Annotated in this window: 9 protein-coding genes; 2 read left to right on the top strand and 7 right to left on the bottom strand. The window is 70.5% G+C overall.

What is annotated here, in order from left to right; all coding sequences use genetic code 11:
• Window positions 1-71: 71 nt before the first annotated feature.
• Window positions 72-908 (top strand): IclR family transcriptional regulator, encoded by an 837-nt coding sequence (locus IG04_RS0122435; protein ID WP_030478655.1) that lies wholly within the window; start codon window positions 72-74, stop codon window positions 906-908.
• A gap of 18 nt (window positions 909-926) precedes the next feature.
• Here the strand turns inward: IG04_RS0122435 and IG04_RS0122430 are convergent, their stop codons facing one another.
• Genes IG04_RS0122430 through IG04_RS0122415 form a run of 4 tightly spaced genes read right to left on the bottom strand, consistent with a single transcriptional unit; the run spans window position 927 to window position 5,332 of the window.
• The gene (locus tag IG04_RS0122430) at window positions 927-1,493 is read right to left on the bottom strand and encodes a hypothetical protein (protein WP_338043561.1); all 567 of its coding nucleotides are present in this window, start codon (window positions 1,491-1,493) and stop codon (window positions 927-929) included.
• On the bottom strand, window positions 1,480-3,075 hold the full coding sequence (locus IG04_RS0122425) for a VWA domain-containing protein (RefSeq protein WP_144065318.1): 1,596 nt from the start codon (window positions 3,073-3,075) through the stop codon (window positions 1,480-1,482). Before IG04_RS0122425 ends, IG04_RS0122430 begins: the two co-directional genes overlap by 14 nt.
• Window positions 3,076-3,119: 44 nt before the next feature.
• A complete protein-coding gene (locus IG04_RS0122420; RefSeq protein WP_030478652.1) occupies window positions 3,120-4,256 on the bottom strand; it encodes a toxic anion resistance protein in 1,137 nt (378 codons plus the stop codon).
• 2 nt (window positions 4,257-4,258) lie between these two features.
• Window positions 4,259-5,332 carry a hypothetical protein gene (locus tag IG04_RS0122415; RefSeq protein WP_030478651.1) on the bottom strand — a complete coding sequence of 358 codons (1,074 nt, stop codon included), beginning with the start codon at window positions 5,330-5,332 and terminating at the stop codon, window positions 4,259-4,261.
• Window positions 5,333-5,503: 171 nt separating this feature from the next.
• Between IG04_RS0122415 and IG04_RS0122410 the strand changes: the two genes are divergently transcribed.
• A complete protein-coding gene (locus IG04_RS0122410) occupies window positions 5,504-5,836 on the top strand; it encodes a YciI family protein (RefSeq protein WP_036015480.1) in 333 nt (110 codons plus the stop codon).
• Window positions 5,837-5,851: 15 nt separating this feature from the next.
• On the opposite strand, the gene IG04_RS0122405 is transcribed toward IG04_RS0122410, so the two are convergent.
• The 3 genes from IG04_RS0122405 to IG04_RS0122395 are packed head-to-tail and all read right to left on the bottom strand — an operon-like array spanning window position 5,852 to window position 19,276.
• Window positions 5,852-6,808: an alpha/beta hydrolase gene (locus IG04_RS0122405; RefSeq protein ID WP_051770420.1), complete on the bottom strand. Its 957-nt coding sequence runs from the start codon at window positions 6,806-6,808 to the stop codon at window positions 5,852-5,854.
• Window positions 6,805-8,496, bottom strand: a complete 1,692-nt coding sequence (locus tag IG04_RS0122400; RefSeq protein ID WP_030478648.1) for an ABC transporter ATP-binding protein — start codon at window positions 8,494-8,496, stop codon at window positions 6,805-6,807. Before IG04_RS0122400 ends, IG04_RS0122405 begins: the two co-directional genes overlap by 4 nt.
• Window positions 8,483-19,276 carry a non-ribosomal peptide synthetase gene (locus tag IG04_RS0122395; protein ID WP_211257794.1) on the bottom strand — a complete coding sequence of 3,598 codons (10,794 nt, stop codon included), beginning with the start codon at window positions 19,274-19,276 and terminating at the stop codon, window positions 8,483-8,485. The genes IG04_RS0122400 and IG04_RS0122395 overlap by 14 nt, the downstream gene beginning before the upstream one ends.
• Window positions 19,277-19,301 lie beyond the last annotated feature (25 nt).

Here is a 19,301-nt window from a genome sequence, read left to right as displayed (position 1 = left end):
GTAGATTTGGTGTGGTCTTATGCACAACAGGTGTTGGCGATATGGCAACAGACCTCGTAGAGTGCCGCGCCATGCAGGGATCTCGACGCAACTCCGCAGGTCTGGCCCGTGACATCGAGGTGCTGGAGTTGCTCGGCCGGCCCGAGGCGGTGCAGTCCGGCGGCCTCGGCGTCGTCCGGATCGCCACGCTCCTCGGCCGGGACAAGACGGTCGTGTCGCGCACACTCGCGACCCTCGGCGAAAGCGGGCTCGTCGACCGCGACCCGGACACGCAGGCCTACCGGCTCGGGTCGCGCCTGTACGCGCTGGCGGCCCGGACCGCGGAGGGCGCGCTGGCCTGGAACGCGCGCGGGCACCTGAAGCACCTGGCACAGGTGACGCGCGAGACCGCGCACCTCTGCGTGCTGCGGGGCGGCAACGTGCTGACGTTGCTGAGCGAACTGAGCCCGAACCGCTTCCACACCACCGGCTGGGAGGGCGTGACGACGGCAGCCTGGCGGACGCCGTCCGGGCGCGCGTTGCTCAGCGACTGGGACGCCGGGTCGCTCGGCGTCTGGTACGCCGAGCACGGCCACGACGAAGGTGTGCTGGAGGCGGGGGAGCGGGCCGACTCGACGTTCGCGGTGCTGGAGCAGCCCTCGTCGCGGCCCAACTCGATCACCGACCTGGACGCGCTGGTCGCCGAACTGCGGCGAGTGCGCGAGCGCGGCTACGCGACCTCGGACGAGGAGCTGGAACGGGGCGTGGTCGCGGCTTCGGCACCGGTGTACGACTTCACTTCGCGGGTGGTGGCGGCGTTGAACGTGTCGGCGCCCAAGGAACGGATCGGCGCGCAACTGGACAAGCTGGGCCGGATCGTTTCCGGTGCCGCCCGGGATCTGTCGGCCGCGCTGGGCTATCCGGGCTGATCCGGGAACGTCACGACGCTACTCGCGGTCTTCGAGGTAGCGGGTGTGGTCGGCCTGCCGTTGCGCGTCGGCCGCATGGAACCGCTCCGCGGTCCTCCTCGCGTCGGCGTGCAGCAAGTCGAGCTGCCGCACCAGTTCCGTGCCCGATCCCCGTGCGGCGGCGTACCACCGCGGCAGGTTGAGGTAGGTCTGCACGGACAGCGGCAGGTCGGTGCCGACGAGCCGGGTGACGGCGTGCAGGGCGTCCGGGTCGGCCCGCAGGGCGCGAGGGCGGTCGAGCATGCCGCGCAGGACCTCGGCGATCTCCGCGAGCTTCGGCGCGACCTCGTCCGGCACTCGCAGGCCTTGCACCCGTTGCACCAGCGCGTCCAACTCGGACCGCAGCGCGCCCGCCTCCTCCTCCGGGTCGGTCACCAGGGTGATCCGCTCGGGTGGCGCGGCCAGCGCGCCCACGCCGTAGAGGCCGATCACGACCACGACCCAGTACGACCCGGCGAGCCCGGCGAGGTGCAGGGCGAGGCCGATCAGCCCGCCCGCGCAGCCGGCCAGGTTCTTCCAGGAGGCGAGGTACCTACTGATAACCACGAATCTCCTTGAAGGCGGCCGAGAGCGAACGGCTGCGGGCGTCGAACACCTTGCCGCCGCTCATCTTCGCCACCTGCTCCATCTCGGTCGTGGCGCTCTCACCGAACAGCACCGGGAAGATCGGGATGCCCTTGAGGTCCGGCGACAGGCTCTGGTGGAACAGCTGGAAGTCGGTGATGCCCTCGCTGCCGGTGTTCTCGCCGTCGGTCATCAGCACGATCGACGTGAACCGGTCCGGGTCAGCGTCGATCTGCCGGCGCAGCACGTCGTAACCGCCGCGCAGACTGCTGTAGATCGCCGTGCCGCCGGACGCGTCGAGGCTCGTGGCGGTGGTGCGGATCTGGTCGAGGACGGGCCGCGGGTCGTCCTGCGGCACCTCGTACTTCAGCGGCGGCCGCGCGCTGCTGCTGAACGGCAGCAACGTCACCTGCTCGCGGCCGTGGAACCGGCTGAACCTGCCGGCGAGTGACTCGTCGGCGCCGGTCAGCCCCGTGAGGGCCTGACGCAGGCCGTCGATCCGGTCGCCCTGCATCGAGCCGGACGTGTCGAGCACGTAGAGCGTCCGGGACGGGCGGCGCAGCCGGTCGAAGTACGTGGTGATCAGACCGTCCACAGCGGACTGACTGCCGGGGAACGGGAGTTCCACGAGGTCCTTCGTGGCGAACTTGCCGTCCAGCCGCACCTGCGGCACGGCGGGCCGGCGGTGCGTGGTCTCCATGATCTTGCGCTGGACGTCCGCGCCCCTGAGGTGGTCGGACAGCTTCTGGTGCGCCTCACGGGCTTCCGACGACGCCGACGTGAGCAACGTGAGCGGGTAGTCGGCCGTCACCACGCCGTCGCTCGGGTAGACCAGCGTCAGCGGCTGGGGCATCGACAGCAGCACCGACTCGTAGTTGATCAGACCGTCCACTTGGGCGCCGGGGTCCTGTGCGCGCCGCTGGTAGGCCTCCGACAACCAGCCGGACGAGCCCGCCGACAGTTTCTGGGCCGAGAAGAACTGCTTGAGCTGCGGCGCGACCGCGTCGATCCGTGCCGCGTCGAGCGCCGAACCCGACCCGGACAACGCCGCCGCGACGCCGACCAGCGCGGAGAACCCGGAGTTGGAGACGGACGGATCGGTCATGCCGTAGGTGAACTTCTGCGCGCCCGCGGCTTCGGCGATCTCCGTCCAGCCGACGCGTTCGGTGTCCCAGCCCAGTTCCCGCACCTTGGCGGCGGGCAGACCGAGCACGACGGGCGAGGACATCACCTTGGCCGGCGTACCGAGCCGCTTCTGGGCCTCCGGCACGAGTTCGAGGTAGCGGTTGGAGGAGAACCAGACCGCGTCGAAGCCCTGCTCGGCCGCGCCGCTCGCGACCTTCTCGGCACCCTCGATGGTGCCGGTGAAGCTGAACCTCACGCTGATGCCGGTGGCTTTGGCGGCCTCGTCGAGGATCGGCTGGAGGTCGGCCAGTTCGCTGCCCGCGAGGACGCGGAGGGTGCCGGGGGCGGCGTCGCCGACCGGTCTGGCCGGATCTGTCGAGTCGGAACATCCCGCCAGCAGCGCCACGACGGCGGCCGCGGGAATGAGACGGCGGATCATGCTGGCTCCTGGGAGTCGCGCTGATGGCTCGTGGCAGCGGCGGGTCACGGCTGGTCCCCGATCTCCCGCACGCGGGTCAGGTGGTCGTGTGCGCGCCGGATCTCGGTGTCCAGCGCGGAGACCGTGCTGGACATGGAGTCGGCCGCACGGGCCTTGAACGTGTCGATCGCGTCGATCGCCGCGTAGATCTGGTCGAACGAGGTCCGCACCGCCTCGACGCCGACGGCCGGAGTCGAGGCGATGCGCTGGATCTCCTCACCCTGCAACGACATCAGCGTCGCGTTCGAGCGCAGGATCGAGTCGGTCAGGCCGCGCACGGCGTCGACCTGGTCGATCACCTCGCGCTGGCCTGCCAGCGCCGCCGCGACCGCCACGCCGATCCGCAACGCGGTGACGGTCGTGCTGACCGCCCGTTCGATGCCCTTGACCAGCTCGTCGTTGTTGCGGCGCACCACGTCCAGTGCCATGTACCCCTGCGCGCACACGGCGAGCTGGGTCAGCAGGTCCTGATGTCGTTGCCGCAGGCCGAAGAGCACGTCGGCGCGCAACGCCTGGGCGCGTGCGGGTTCGGCGAGGTCGAGGATCGCCACCTGGCGCTGCACTGCCTCGTCCATCTCGGCGGCGAGGGCGGCGTCCTGTGACAGCTTGGTCATCAGGTCCCACAGCCGTTGCCGCTCGCCCTTGATGGCGGCGTTGTCGCGCTTCAGCGCGTCCTGGCCGGACCGCAGCCTCAGCACGATGCGGTTGAGCGGCTCGTCGGCCGCGCGCAGCCGTGCCAGCAGGCCGCGGGCCGAGTTGCCGCCGGGGAGGAAGCCGAGGATCTTGCGGCCGGTCAGCTTGCTCAGGTCCTGCGGGTCGAGCTCGCGAACGGAGCGCCGCAGCTCGGTCAGGCTCGTCGAGACCTGGGCGCCGTGCGGGGACGAGACGGACGCGAGCGTGCGGTCGAGCAGCCGGCCCGCGATCTGCGCCGCCAGCCGCATCTCCGCCTCGCCGAGCACCAGTGCCTCGTCGGCGATCCGGCCGAAGTCCGGTGACTGCGGGTCAACGGCGCCCAGGGCCGACACGAAGGCCTCGGCGCGCGACGACAACTCGGTCCTGTCGGCGACGGGAATGAGCCCGGCCGCGCGGTCGACCGGCACGGGCTCGACGGGATCCGGTGGTGTGAGAACGAAGTCGGTCATCGTCAGTACTGCTTCGCGATCGCCTCGAGCATCCGCTCCAGGGTCTCGTGCGCGGGCGGCTCGACCACGTCCACGATCGTCTGCGGCACGGTCAGGCTCTTCTCCTTGACGATGTCGTCGAAGTGTTTCGGATCAGCGGTGCGGAACCCGAACGTCGCGGCGAGCCTGCCCAGTTCGGCGTCGCCCTGCAGCAGCTGCCCGACCCGGTCGCCGGCCTCGCGCAACGGCACCAGCGTGTGCTTGGACAGCACGGTCGGCGCCGGGTAGAGCAGCTTCATGTCCGGCCGGACCGACGAGTCGCCCCGCACCACCCGGTCCACGAACTGTGCCTCGTACGCCAGCACGAGCGGCGTCTTGCCCATCCCCGCGGACAGGTAGTCCTCGAACGGTCCCTCGGTGCTGCTCTGCGTGTATCCCTGGTCCAGGAACAGCTTCGACACCGCCGGCAGCACCTTGGCCTCGGCGTCCTGGGACGACACCACCCCGCCGTTGGCGACGAACGACGTGATCGCCAGGTACATCGCCGCCGAGTTCGAGTCACGCGGATCGGTCGTCGTGACGAGGAGGTTCTTGCGCGCGGGATAGGCCGTGTTGCCCGGCAGCTGGTTCCAGCGGGTGGCCTTGGCCGCGAGCTCCAGGTACGCCTGCACGTCGAACGTCTGGTAGCCCGGCCCGGACTTGACCACGCCGGCCTTCGTCAGCAGGTCGACGACCGGGTCGAACGTGGCGACCACCATCGGCGACGAGAACGGCGCGTACGTCCGCGCCGCCCTGCGGTCGCGCTGGATCTTCTCGGCGGCGGGCGCCGAGGAGGGAAAGGCGAAGTCGTACGAGTTCAGGTCGGTGGCCGTCGCGATCTGCCGCGATCCCGCCGGATCCACCTCGACCTTCAGACCGTGCTTCGCGAACACGTCCTTGACCCGCTGGTCGGCGAAGAAGGCGAGCTTCTCCGAACCGATCACACCGCGGACGGTCTGGAGCTGGGCCCGTTCGCCGGAACCCTGGCCCAGGACGATCGCCGTCACGACGCCGGCCAGCAGCACGACCGCAAGACCTATACCGAGCGTTCTCTTCACTGTCCACCTCTACGGAAAAGCCCTGTCAGAGAACAGATCTTTCGTCACTTCGACGCCGTTTCCGGGTGGGTCGTCGCAATCGTGAGGTGAACAGTCCATGAACGGGCCGATGAGTTTCGGGCCGCGCGGGAGTCGGTACGGCTGAAGAGCCAGAATCGAGGAGGTTCCGCGATGAAGTTCGTGACGATCGGCTATGGAGAGCGTGCGGACTACGACCGAACGGCAGCGGCCGTCCGGGACGAGGCGCACGCGCACGACGCACGTCTGCGCGCGCAGGGGGTGGAGATGGGCATCGCCGGGGAGCCCGTGCAGGTGCGCAACCCCGGCAACACCGGCACGACCACGAAGGAAGGGGCGTTCCTCCGGTCCGACCTCCCGATCGCGGGTTTCGCGATCATCGAGGCCGATTCGGTGGAGGACGCCGTGCGCATGGTGGCCGGGACTCCGTGCGCGGTCGCTCACGGAGTCGTCGAGGTGTGGCCGCTCCAGTCAGCCCAGGGGTGACCGGAGGGCCGGAACCTAACTGAGCAACCAGGCGACGTCGCGCACCAGCGCGTGCCGCCAGCCTGCCCGGTCGTGCCCGGCGGGGGAGCGGTTCACCCGCACGGTCGCACCTGCCTGCGCCGCAAGCTCTTCCACCACCGAGCAGTGCCGGTGCATCCTCGGCTCGTGCTCACCGACGTCGAACGCGACCCGCAGCCCGGACAGATCCGGCACCGCGGGCAGACGTGAAGCGGTGTCACCACCGGCTGGGCCGTCGAGCGAGAGTCCGTGCTCGGGCAGGTCGCGGGCGTACCAGAACGACCCGGACTGGCACGCCACCTTCGACACCAGCGAGGGGAAGTCCAGCGCCGCCTGGAACGCGCTGAGGCCGCCCAGGCTCTGCCCGGCCACCACGAACCGCGACAGGTCCACGGTCACGCCGTTCGAGGCGAGCAACGGCAGCAGCTCGTCCCGGATCGCCTGCCACAGCTTGGAAGAGCTGTACTCGGCATCGCGATCACGAGGCGTGGGAAGGAAGACCAGCGTGGCGGGCGGCATCTCGCCGTTCTTCACCGCCGACTCGAACGCGGCGACGGCAGGGTGCACGTACATCCAGTCGTCGCCGTCGAGCAGCAGCACGACCGGCTCGCCGCCCTGGTGCACGCGAACCGTCTTGCGTCCCAACGAACCGTTCCAGCGGATGCGGAGCGTTGGTACGTCCAGCACCTCGTCCGGCCCCACGATGGGCCAGTGCGGCTGCGGCTCCAGGTCCGGTGTGGTGAAGATCGACCGGTTCGGGCCCGCCCCGGCGGGATTCGACGGGTCGGCGTGCTCCTCGCCCTCCGCGAAGAAGTGGTAGGTCACGCGCAGCCGGGCCGGCATCTCGACATCGGCGGACCACAGGTCGTCCTTCTCGTGGGTCAGCTCGACCGGGTCCAGCACGCTCTCGAACCGCAGGGAGGCCGGGCCTCCACGCCACTCGAACCTCGTCATCGTGCCACCGCCAGCTGGTAGGAGGAGTCGCGGCCGAGCAGTTCGCGGTGCGTGCCCTCGGACGCGACCGTGCCGCCGTCCAGCACGATCACCCGGTCGGCCACGTCGAGCAACGCCGGGCTGCTGGTGATCACGATGGTCGTCCGGCCGCGGCGCAACTCGGTCAGGTTGCGGGCGATGAGCTGCTCGGTCACCGCGTCGACGGCCGTCGTCGGGTCGTGCAGCACCAGGATCTCCGGGTTCGCGGCCAACGCCCGCGCGAGCGACAGCCGCTGCCGCTGCCCGCCGGACAGGTTCGCGCCCCGGTCGCGCACGGCGTAGTCGAGGCCGTCGGAGTGCAGGGCCACGACGTCGGTCAGCATCGCGGCGGACACCGCCTCGTCCACCAGCGTGCTGGTGCCGGCCGGATCGACGTTCTCCCGCAACGTTCCCGCGAACACCTCGTGGTGCGACGGGTTGACCAGCAGGTGGGTGCGCACGCTCTCGATCGTCAGCGCCGCGACCTCCTGCTTGCCCACCCGGACCACACCCGAGTACGAAGCCGGAGGAACCTCGACGGACAGCACGGCGGCCAGTTCGGCGGCGGCCTGCGGCTGGTACGCGGCGATGGCCACGAACTCACCGGGCTGCACCGAGAACGTCAGGTCCCGCAACGTTCCGTGCGTGACATCGGCGACTTCGAGCCCGCTCGCCGAAACGACCTCCTCGACACCGGGGGTCATCCGCGCGGGGGCGGCGAGGACCAGCGCCATCCGTTCGGCGGAGGCCCGCGCCATCATCACGTACTTGGGCATCTCCGAGAACAGCTTCAGCGGCTCGATCAGGAACTGCGCCAGCCCGACCACCATCACCAGCTGGCCGATGGTGATCTCGCCCCGGAACGTCAGCAAGCCCGCCCACAGCGTCACCGCCGCCGCCAGCAACGAGTTCAGGGCCAGCGCCAGCCCGGCGTAGACGCCGTTGACCCGCGCCACGACGATCGACTGCTGCTTCGCCTCGGTGCTCACCCGGCGGTAGGCCTGGAAGGCCGCGTAGCTGCCGCCGAACCCGTGCAGCGGCCGCAAGCCGGCGATCAGGTCGGACACCTTCGCCCCGGCCCGTGCCACCTTCGCCTGCTGCACCTGGGTGTTGCTGCCGATTCGCCGCGACATCACGCTGAGCACGCTGAGGATCGCCGCCGTGCCGGCGAACACCAGCACACCCAGCGGCACGCTGATCACCGCCAGCACGACACCCGTGATGACCACCGACACCAGCGAGCTGACCAGCAGCGGCACCACCTCGATGATGTCCGCGGTCTGGTCGGCGTCCTCGGTGGCGATGGTGAGCACCTCGCCGGACTTCAGGTCGACCTCGCGCGCCACCGGCTGCAGGCCGCGGTCCGCGACCTCGACCCGCCACCGGTGCGCCTCGGTCGTGTTCGCCTTCTGCAGGATCCGCATGCCGAACCGCCACGAGTACGACACCGTCGCCATGACGAGCCCGAGCGTGAGCAGCGCCAGCCCGAGCGAGCTGAGCTGCCCGCCGCGCAGCGCGTACTCGACGATCACGCCGAGCAGGATCGGCACAGCGGTCTCGGCGGCCTGGTAGGACCCCATCAGCAGGGTCCCGGACGTCATGGCGCCGCGGTTGCGGCGCAAGGCGATCCTCAGGATCTCCTTGCCCGTGTGGACTTCAGTGTTCGTCAACTTGGCGCGCAATCGCTTCGGGGGTGGAGAGGGACAGCAGGTCGCGGATCGTGACGACGGGGCCGAACTCGCGGCGGAGCAGTCCGATGAGCCGCACCGCGAGCATCGAGTGCCCGCCCAGCTCGGTGAAGCCGCTCGCCATGCCCACCTCGTCCTCGTCGAGGTCGAGTGCCTCCGCGAACATCTCGCGGACGAGCGTCTCGGTCTCGGTCAGTTCCCGGTCCTCGGCCTTGGTCATCAGGGTGCCGAGCGGACGGGCCTCGGGCAAGGCCGACGTGTCCGCCTTGCCGTTGACCGTGAGCGGGATCGCGTCCACCGCGGCGTAGTGCGACGGCCGCAGGTAGTCCGGCAAACCGGCCCCGGCCTCCGCCGCGATCGACGGGATGTCCGCCCCGTCGGCCAGCACCAGGTAGGCCGCGAGCCGGTACGCGCCGTCGACCTGCGGGTCGGCCTGCGCGACGGCCGCGACGAACCGGACGCCCGGATGTGCCGCGAACCGTGCCTCGACCTCGCCCAGCTCGACGCGGTGGCCGCGGATCTTGACCTGCTTGTCCGTGCGGCCCAGGTAGAGCAGGTTGCCGTCCGGGCGCCGGATCACCAGGTCACCGGTCCGGTACATCCGCTCACCGGGCACCCACGGGCAGGCCACGAACCGTTCGGCGGACTGCCCCGGCTGCCCGAGGTAGCCGCGCGCGATGCCCACGCCAGACACGTAGAGCTCACCGGCGACGCCGTCCGGCACGTGCCGCAGCCACGGGTCGAGGACGTAGACGTCGGTGTTGTCGATCGCCACGCCGACCACCGGGTCGACGCAGTCGAACGTGCCGACGCCCAGCGTGTTGATCGTGTACTCCGTCGGCCCGTAGAGGTTGTAGCCGATCGTGCCCGGAGTGTCCGCGAGCTGCTGCCACAGCGTCGGCGTGACGGCCTCACCGCCCAGCAGCACGAGCGCCGGCTTGTGTTCGGCGCCCAGCAGCCCTTCGGCCACCAGTTGCTGCGCGTAGGTCGGTGTCACGTTGATGACGTCGATCTCGTGCTGCAGGCAGTACTCGACCAGGCCCGTCGCGTCGCGGCGCAGCTCCTCGTCGCAGATGTGCACCTCGTGGCCGTCGGCGAGCCAGAGCAGCTCCTCCCACGACATGTCGAAGGCGAACGACACGGTGTGCGCGATCCGGAACGTCCGGTGCCCGTGCTCGGCCAGCACCGGCTCGAAGATCCGCCGCTGGTGGTTGACGAGCATGTTGGTCAGGCCGGCGTACTCGGTCACGACGCCCTTGGGCTTGCCGGTCGAACCCGAGGTGTAGATCGTGTAGGCCGCGTGCTTGAGCCGGTCGGGATCGCCGGGTGCGAACGTGATCACCGGCTCGGCGTCCGGCCACGGCTCGTCCAGCTTGAACGTGGTGCCCTGGATCCTCGGTGCCACCGCGCTCGTCGTGATGATCAACGCCGGTTGCGCGTCGTCGATGATCGAGGCGATCCGCTCGTCCGGGTGGTCCAGCTCCAGCGGCACGTACGCCGCGCCGCAGCGCAGGATGCCGAACAACGCCACGACCCAGTCGAGCGACCGCGGCACCGCGATGGCGACCGAGGTTTCGACGCCGATCCCCTTGGCGGACAACACTCCGGCCAGGTGCCGGCTGCGGTCGCGCAGTTCCGCGAACGTCATCGTCCTGCCGTGCGCGACGAGAGCGACGCGGTCCGGGTCGCGGTCGGCCGCCTGGTCGAAGAGGTCGACCACGGTGAGGTCGCCGAAGTCGTTGGCGGGGTTGAGCTCCGGCGTCACCACCGAGCCGCCGACCGCGCCGAGCAGGCCGTCCGCGCGGGTGAGTTCGTCGAGCACCCGCAGGTACCCGTCGAACAACCGTTGTGCGAACGCGGGATCGGTGACGTCCGGCCGGTACTCGACCTTGACCGTGAGCTCCTCGCCCGGCGTCACGACCCACGTGAACGGGTAGTGCGTCGAGTCCTCCGCCTCGTGGCCGGTGATGCCGTTCTTCTCGTTGAACTCGGTGAACGTGTCGTCGTCCAGGAAGTTCTGCAGCACGAACAGGCTGTCGAACAGCTGGTCGTGGCCGCTCGCGCGCTGGATCTCGCCGAGCCCGAAGTGCTCGTGCTCCATCGTCGCGACCCGCGAGTCCTGAACGGACGCCAGGAACTCGCCCACGGTGTCGTGTGGCCGAGCTGTCACCCGCATCGGCACGGTGTTCAGCAGGACGCCGACGATGCCCTCGGTGCCCTCCTGCTCACGTCCGGACACCGTCACGCCGAACACCGCGTCGCCGCGACCTGTCTCCCGGCCGAGCGCCAGCCCGAGCGCACCGGTGACCACCGAGTTCACCGTCACGCCGTACCGGCGCGCGGCCTCCCGCACCCGGTTCGACGCCTCGACCGGCAACGTCCGCACGATCTTGGCCGGCAGCGAGTCCGAAGTGGACCCGTCACCGAGGAGTGTCGGGCCGGGGAGGCCGGCGAGGTAGTCCGCCCAGAACCGTTGCGCCGCCTCGGCGTCCTTCTCGGCCAGCGCACGGGTGTAGCTCTCGAAACTCGGCGTGGCGGGCGTCGAGTCGACGGTCTCGCCCGCGAGGAGCGCGCGGTAGGCGTCGAACAGGTCGTCCAGCACGATCCCGCGCGACCAGCCGTCCCACAGCAGCAGGTGGCTGGTGAACAGCAGCGTGTCCTGGCCGTTCGGCAGTCGCAGGATCGTCAGCCGCACCAGCGGCGGTATGGTCAGGTCGAAGCCCGTCGCGCGGTCCTCGACGCGCAACGCCTCGACGGCGTCCTCGTTCAGCACGTCGACGGTCCGCACCGGCACCTTGCCGCTGACGCCCAGCACCTGCACCGGCGTGCCGTTCTCGTCGGACTCGAAGCCCGCACCGACCACCGGGTGCTTCGCGACGACGTGTGCGAACGCCCTGCCGAGCGCGTGGGGGTCGAGCCGCCGGTCGAACGTGAAGGAGCTCTGCGCCACGTACTGACCGGACTTCCCGGCCAGCTCCGCCTGGAAGTAGAGGCCGCGCTGCAGTGGCGAGACCGGCGCGGTGCGCCGCACGGTCACCGAGGCGTCCGCGATCCGTTCGAGCGCCATCAGCCACCGTGCCGCGATCTCGTCCGACACGTCCTCGGTCAGCCCGAACGTGGCGCGCAGCGAGCCGGTGGCGTCGACCCAGCAGTTGACCTCGACCGCGTACGGGCTCGGCCGGTTCTCGGGATCGACGTGCAGTGCCTGCGACTCGCTGGCGCGGCCGAGGTAGTTGAACAGCACCTGCGGCCGGGGCAACGTGGCCAGCACGGGTCCCGTCTGTGGGTTCAGGTAGCGCAGCTGACCGAACCCGACGTGCGCGACCTCGTCCGGTTGCCGCGTGACGACCTCCCGGGCCGCCGCGACCGGATCGGTGGCGGGGCCGAGCCGCACGGGCGCGACCGCGGTGAACCAGCCGACCGTGCGGGTGTAGTCGTGGTGCTCGGCGGCAGGGACGCGGCCGTGCCGTTCCAGGTCGATCACCAGGTCCGTCGGCGTGCTCTGGATCTCGGTGAGCGCGGTCCGCAACGCGCCGCACAGCAGTTCGGTCAGGCCGACGCCGAGTGCGGTCGGTGCGGTCCGCACGACGCGGCCGGTGATGTCGGCGGCCAGCGTGACGGTGACCTCGCGCCGCTCACCGAGCTGCGGTGTGAGCACCGGGGCGCTGAGCGTCTCGATCCACCGGCTCAGGTCGCCGCCGGACTGGGCGTCCAGCGTCAACGCCGCGGCGTACGAGGCGAACGACGTCGTCACCGGCGCCAGCTCGTTGCCGCGCATTGCGACGGCGAGGTCTTCGAGCAGGATCATCCAGGACACGGCGTCCACGGCGAAGTGGTGCACCACGACGACGAGCGTGTGGCTGTTCTCCAGCCACGTGAACGCCGCCATGACACCGGCTTCGGCGTCCAGCCTTCCTGCGGCGGCCTCGGCGGCCTCCTGCGGGTCGTCCGCCGACACCACGACGTCGATCTCTGCCGCCGGTTCGGTCCGCAGCGACCACACGCCCTGGTCGGTGTTCAGCCGCAGCCGCAACGCGGGATGCGTTGCCACGACCGCGTTCGCCGCGCGCCGGGCGTTCTCCAGGCTTGCGCACTCCAGCTGCCTGGCCTGCGCGAAACCGTCGAGCGACCCGCCGAGCTCCCGCAGCCGCAACACGATCGGCGTCGGCACGACCGGGCCGTCGGAGATCTCCTCCACGACCGGGGCCTGCTGCTGCGCGGCGAACTTCTCCGCAAGCGCCCGCGGGGTCTTGTGCAGGAACATGTCGCGGGGCGAGAACCTCACCCCCAGCGCCCGCGCCCGGTTCACCACACCGATCGCGATGATGCTGTCGCCGCCCGCCACGAAGTAGTCGGTGTCAGCGTCCACATCGGACTCCGGCAGGGCGGAGCGGAAGATCTCGACCAATGAGTCGAGCACGGAGGTGTCCGCCGCGACGACCGGTGTCTCATCTTCGCGGGCACGTGCCAGCAGCGCGGCGCGGTCCAGCTTGCCGCTGACGTTCAGCGGCAGCTCGTCCAGCGCGATGATCCGCTGCGGCACCATGTGCTGCGGCAGTTTCGCGGCGAGCACGGCCGCGAAGTCGGCGGGCGGCGTGCCCACGACGTGCGCGACGAGGTGGTCGGCGGTGTCCGCCACGGTCACCGCCGCGTCGACCACGCCGGCGACCTCGCGCAGGACGGCCTCGACCTCGCCCATTTCGATGCGGAAGCCGTGCAGCTGCACCTGGTCGTCGCTTCGGCCGAGGAACTCGAGCTCGCCGTCCAGGTTCCACTGGGCCAGGTCACCGGTGTGGTACATCCGGGATCCGTCGCCCGCGAACGGGTCGGCGACGAACCGGCTCGCCGAGAGCCCCGGCCGGTTCGAGTAGCCGTACGAGACCTGCGGGCCGGAGAGGTAGAGCGTGCCGGCGACACCAGGCCCGACCGGCCGCAACCGCTCGTCGAGCACGTAGGTCCGCTGCCCGGGCACGGGCGTGCCGATCGGGCAGCCGTCGGCACGGCCGGGCTCGAAGTCGGAGTCGTCGAGCACGTGCCGTGAGGTGTACACAGTGGACTCGGTCGGGCCGTAGGTGTTGATCAGCTCCGGCCGGCGGGTGCCGTACCGCGCCACCCAGTCGCGCAACCGGCTGAGCTCCAGCAGCTCACCGCCGATGGAGAACCGGCGCACGGACGTGACCGGCTCGCAGTGCTTGTCCGCCTCGATGAACTGGTAGAACGCCGACGGCGTCTGGACGACGTAGGTGAGGCCGCGCTCGCGCACCAGCCGGTGGAAGTCGACCGGCGAGCGGGTCAGCCCGCGATCGGGCACCACCAGTTCGGCGCCGTTGGTCAGCGCGCCCCACAGCTCCAGCACCGAGGAGTCGAACGAGAACGAGTGGAACAGCGGAATCACGTCGCCGGGCCCGAAACCTGTGTCCGGCTGGATGTTCGCCAGGTACGTCACCGCGTTGCGGTGCGACACCACCGCGCCCTTGGGCTTGCCCGTCGACCCGGACGTGTAGATCACGTACGCCGGGTGGTCACAGGACGCCGGGGTGATCACGCCGGCACCGGGCACCTCGTCGCCGATCGCCACCACCCGTGCGGTGCCGCCGGTCCGGGAGACGATCGCGGCGAAGCGGTCGCGCTGTTCGGGGGCGATGAGCACGACCTGCGGCGCGGTGTCGGAGATCAGGTACTCGAGCCGGTCGTCCGGGTACGCCGCGTCCAGCGGCACGTACGCGCCACCGGCGGACACGACCGCGATGAGCGAGACGACCTGCTCCAGCGACCGGGGCACGGCGACCGCGACCCGCTGGTGCGGCCCGACCCCCGCGTTTGCGAGCGTGCGCGCCAGCCGGGTCTTCGCCTCGGCCAGTTCACCGTACGACAGGCTTTCCGAGGTGCCGTCGATCCGGCAGAACGTCACGGCACGCGCGTCGGGTGCACGATCCGCGGCCGCGTCGACGAGGCCGGCCAGCGTGGCGGGCTCGACCACAGCACCCTCGACGCTCCGCGGCACGGGAACGCTCTCTCCGGCCAGCAGCGCGGTGAGGGTGCCGGCGAAGGTCTCCACGATCCGGCGGGCACCCGCCGGGCGGACGACCGCGGTGTCGTGCACCAGGTTGAACCACAGCGAGCCGTCGTGCCGGCGTGCGACCACCAGGGTCAGCGGGTAGTGCGGCGCGCCCTCGTTGACGACGTCCGCGATGCCGAACGAGTCGCTGCGCAACGAGGTCACGTCGGTCGCGACGTCGAACACCACGAGCGTGTCGAAGAGCGAACCGGCGCCTACGAGTCGGCCGATCCTGGTCAGCGACACGTGCTGGTGCGGCAACACCGCTGTCTGGTGCTCGCGCATCGCGTCCAGCAGTTCGCGGGCGGTCGTGTCGCCGGACCACCTGGCGCGCACGGGAATGGTGTTGATGAACAGGCCGACGAGCTCGTCGATGCCGGGCACGTCGGCGTCACGGCCCGACACCGTCGAGCCGAACACGACGTCCTGACTGCCCAGGATCCCGCCGAGTGTCACGGCCCACGCGCTGTGCACGGCGACGCTGAGCGACACCCCGGCCGCCCGCAGTCGTTCGTCCACATCGGACGGTGCGTCCAGGGCCATGTCGGCGAACCGCTCGGACGGCAGGTGCTCCGGCACGGTGATCGACGGTCCGGTCAGGCCTTCCAGTTCGTGCGCCCAGACGCGGTCGCTCTCGGCGGCGTCGCTCTCGACGAGCCACCGCACGTAGCCGGAGTAGCTGCCGCGCACGTGCACCGAACCCGGCGCGTCGTACTCGGCCAGCAGTGCGCGCAGCATCGGCGGCACCGACCAGCCGTCGGCGATGATGTGGTGCACGGTCTGGATCAGCACGTACCGCTGTGGCGCGGTGAGCACCAGCGTGTAGCGCATCAGCGGTCCGGTGGCGAGGTCGAACCCGGCGACGCGGTCGCGTTCGGCGAGCGCGCCGATCTCCTCGTCGGACATGCCCTGGCCGTTCACCGTGGTGAACACCGGCCGCACACCCGACTCCAGTACCGACACGACCCGGCCGTCGGCGAGGCTCGTGAACCGCGCGGCCAGGTTCGGGAACAGGTCGAACACCCGCGTCGCCGCTTCCTCGAGCCGCTTGGCGTCGACGGCGCCGGTCAGCGTCAGCAGCTGCTGCTCGACGTAGCGGTGCGCGGAGTCGTCGTCGAAGATGGAGTGGAAGTACAGGCCTTCCTGCAACGGCGTCAGCGGCAGGATCTCGCGCAACGCCGGGGAGTCCAGCGCGTCGACGTCGGCCTGGGTGAGCGGCAGCAACGGGAAGTCGCTGGGGGAGTGGCCACCGGCGGTGATCTCCGCCAGGCCTTCGAGCGCGGCGACGAAGTACTCGCCGATCCTGGCGATGTCGGAGTCGGTGAAGACCCCGGACGGCCACGACAGGACGGTGACCAGTTCGAGTTCGCCGTCGGCACCGGGTTCGGCGGAGGCGTTGAACTCCAGGGCGCGCGGCAGCCGCATCGCCGGATCGCGCTTCTCGCCGAGCTGCCCGGCGTTCTCCGCGAGCTGCCAGTCCCCGGTCGTGCCGCCGGCGAACCGGCCGAGGTAGTTGAACAGCACCTGCGGGCGCGACGCGTCGAACCGCTCGTCGCGCAGGTACTTCAGAGCACCGTAGGAGACGCCGTTGCTCGGCACCCGAGCGAGGTCTTCCTTGACGCGCTTGAGAGCCGTACCGAGGTCGTCGACGTCGACCGGGTCCACCGTCACCGGGAACAACGTCGTGAACCAGCCGACCGTGCGCGACAGATCGGGGTCGCGCGGCACGAACCGGCCTTCGCGGCCGTGGCCCTCGAGTTCGACGTGCGCGAACGTCTGGTCCTGACCGTTGTCACGCCGCCACCGGGCCAGCGCGACCGCGAGACCGGTCAGCAGCACGTCGTTGACTCCTGCGTGGAACAACGCCGGCACGTCGCTCAGCAACGCCGCGGTGGCCCGGGAACCGACCGTCACGGTGCGGACCTGCTCACCCGCGACCACGTCGGCGTCAGTCAGCTCACGCCGGCCGAGCAACTGGTCCACGCCCGGCAGTGCGCGCTCGTAGTACGCGCGGTCGGCCGAGAACGAGGCCTGCTCCAGCAACTGGGTCCAGCGCCGGAACGATGTGCCGACGGGGCGGAGTTCCACGGCCGTACCGGAGGAGATCTGCTGCCACGCCAGCGCGAGGTCGTCGAACAGGATGCGCCACGAGACACCGTCGATCACGACGTGGTGGATCACGAGCACGAGCTGCCGGGCCTGCGGCCGCCACACCGCGCGCAGCATGATGCCCGCGTCCGGGTCGAGTCCCCCGGTGGCCGCGGCGACGCACTCCTCCAGCGGCGCGTCGCTCTCCTCCCACAGCACAGGCCCGTCCGCGGGGATGTCGAACGACCAGCTCGAGCCCCGGACCAGCTTGGCGCGCAACATGTCGTGCCGCTCGACCAGCGCGTTCAGGATCTGGGTGAGCGCCTCTGGAGTCAGCTCGGCCGGGGTGTTGAGCACGACCGACTGCACGAACCCGTCGATCGCGTCCGTCGTCTCGCCGAGCCACTGCACGATCGGCAGACCAGCCACCGGGCCGGTCGGCACGTCGTCGTGGTCGACAGTCGAAGCACCATCACGGGACGCGACGGCGGCGAGCGCGCGCGGCGTGCGGTTGACGAAGATCTGAGTGGCGGTGACGAACACGCCTTCCGCGCGCAACGCGCTGAGCAACGAGATCGCGAGGATGCTGTCGCCGCCCAGCTCGAAGAAGTCCTGGTCCGCGCCGACCTGCTCGACCCGCAGCACCGAGGCGACGGCCGCGCAGATCACGGCCTCGTCGTCGGTGGCGGCGGCGGTCACCGGACCGGTCTCCACCACGGGCTCGGGCAGCGCGCGGCGGTCGAGCTTTCCGTTGGCGGTCAACGGGAACTCGCTCATCACCACGATGTGCGTGGGCACCATGTACTCGACGAGGTGCCCGGTCGCCCACTGCTTCACGGCGTCCGAGGTCAGGCCCTCGTCCGACGGCACGACGTACCCGACGAGGTAGTTGCCACCGGCGGAGTTCTTGCGCACCACGACACAGGTGTGGCGGACCGCGGGGTGCTCGGCGAGCGCGACCTCGACGTCCTCCAGCTCCAGCCGCATGCCGCGGATCTTGACCTGGTTGTCGACGCGGCCGAGGAAGTCGAGCGAACCGTCCGGCGCGAACCGCGCCAGGTCGCCGGTCCGGTAGAGGCGCGAACCGTCGGTGGCGAACGGGTTCGCGACGAACCGCGACGCCGTCAGCCCCGGAGCGTTCACATAACCGCGCCCCAGCAGGAATCCGCCGATGTAGAGCTCACCGCCGACGCCGACCGGGCATGGCCGCAGCTCGTCGTCCAGCACGTACAGGTCGGTGTTGGGGTTGGCCTTGCCGATCGACGTCGACAGCCGCTCGGCCTCGCCGCGGTAGATCACGTGCGAGACGCCGATCGTGGCCTCGGCCGGGCCGTAGCCGTGGTACATCGGGATGTCGAGCCGCGTGCGGAACCGTTCGTACAGCTCGGGCGTGAGCACCTCGCCGCCGCACCACACGTGCCGCAGGCTGGCGAGTTCGCCGTCGCCCGCGATGTTCAGCAGCACGTCCAGCATCGACGACACCAGGTACACGAACGTCACGCGGTGGCGGTCGATCGTGTGCAGCAGGTGGTGCGGATCGCGTTCACCACCGGACCGCACCACAACGGTCCGGCCGCCGCACACCAGCGGCAGGAAGATCTCGTTGATGGAGATGTCGAACGACAGCGGCGCCTTGAACAGCGACGCGTCGGAGTGTCCGAAGTGGAGGATCTGGTCGACCTGCCACAGCAGGCGTTCGCTGATCGCCTCGTGCCGGATCATGGCGCCCTTGGGGCGGCCGGTCGAGCCGGACGTGAACATCACGTACGCCAGCTGCGCGCCGCGGATCGTGACATCGGTGGGATCGGCGGAGTGCTCGCCGAACCCCCAGTCGTCCAGGTCGACCGCGACTGCTTCGGGCTCGTTCTCCTGACCGGCGCCCAGAAGCAGGACGACCTGCGCGTCGGTGATGACGGACTCGCGGCGGGAAACCGGCCACTGCGGATCGAGCGGCACGAACGCGGCCCCCGCCTGCAGCACGGCGAGCAGGCTGATCACCATCTCGGCCGAGCGGGGCAGCGAGATGCCGACGACCTGTTCGGTGGTGAGACCGCGGGCGATCAGGTGGCGGGCGAGCTGGTTGGACCGGGCCAGCGCCTCGCCGTAGGTGAACGCGCGGTCGCCGTCGTTGATCGCGACGGCGTCCGGGCGTTGCCGGGCCTGCTCGCGGAACAGCTCGACGATGCTCGGCCGGTCGCGCGGGAACTCGTTGTCGTTCCAGCGGGCCAGGTCCGCGAGCCGGTCGTCGGCCGTCCGGGACGTCAGGGTGCCGATGGCGCGGTTGGGGAACTCGGCCAGGTCGCCCAGGACCCGTTGCGCCGCAGCCAGGTCGACGCCGTTCGGCAAGGGGATCGCCCAGCCGTCGGGCCGTTCGGCGACATCGGAGTTCTGGCCCTTGTCGGCCCACACGAGCACGTCGCTGAACAACGTCGCGGGGGTGAGCTCGAACCCGTCGACCGCGAAACCGGGAATGGCCCAGTGGTTCAGGGCGACGGCACTCGCGACGGCGATGGTCCGCTGCGGGTACTCACCGGCACGGCGCCGGACGGAGGCGATCCGGGCGGTCGAAAGAAGTACGTCGTGCTCGGCCATCTGTTCCATCGACGACTCAGCCATCCCTTCACGATCGGTGAAGGAAGCC

This window comes from Lentzea albidocapillata (assembly GCF_000719115.1).
Lineage (GTDB): Bacteria > Actinomycetota > Actinomycetes > Mycobacteriales > Pseudonocardiaceae > Lentzea > Lentzea albidocapillata.
This window is presented reverse-complemented; position numbering and strand designations above follow the sequence as displayed.

Excerpts from the sequence above, each read along its gene's own strand:
- IG04_RS0122395 (WP_211257794.1), bottom strand. The coding sequence starts at position 19,276 with ATGGCTGAGTCGTCGATGGAACAGATGGCCGAGCACGACGTACTTCTT.
- IG04_RS0122435 (WP_030478655.1), top strand. The coding sequence starts at position 72 with ATGCAGGGATCTCGACGCAACTCCGCAGGTCTGGCCCGTGACATCGAG.
- IG04_RS0122425 (WP_144065318.1), bottom strand. The coding sequence starts at position 3,075 with ATGATCCGCCGTCTCATTCCCGCGGCCGCCGTCGTGGCGCTGCTGGCG.
- IG04_RS0122420 (WP_030478652.1), bottom strand. The coding sequence starts at position 4,256 with ATGACCGACTTCGTTCTCACACCACCGGATCCCGTCGAGCCCGTGCCG.
- IG04_RS0122410 (WP_036015480.1), top strand. The coding sequence starts at position 5,504 with ATGAAGTTCGTGACGATCGGCTATGGAGAGCGTGCGGACTACGACCGA.
- IG04_RS0122405 (WP_051770420.1), bottom strand. The coding sequence starts at position 6,808 with ATGACGAGGTTCGAGTGGCGTGGAGGCCCGGCCTCCCTGCGGTTCGAG.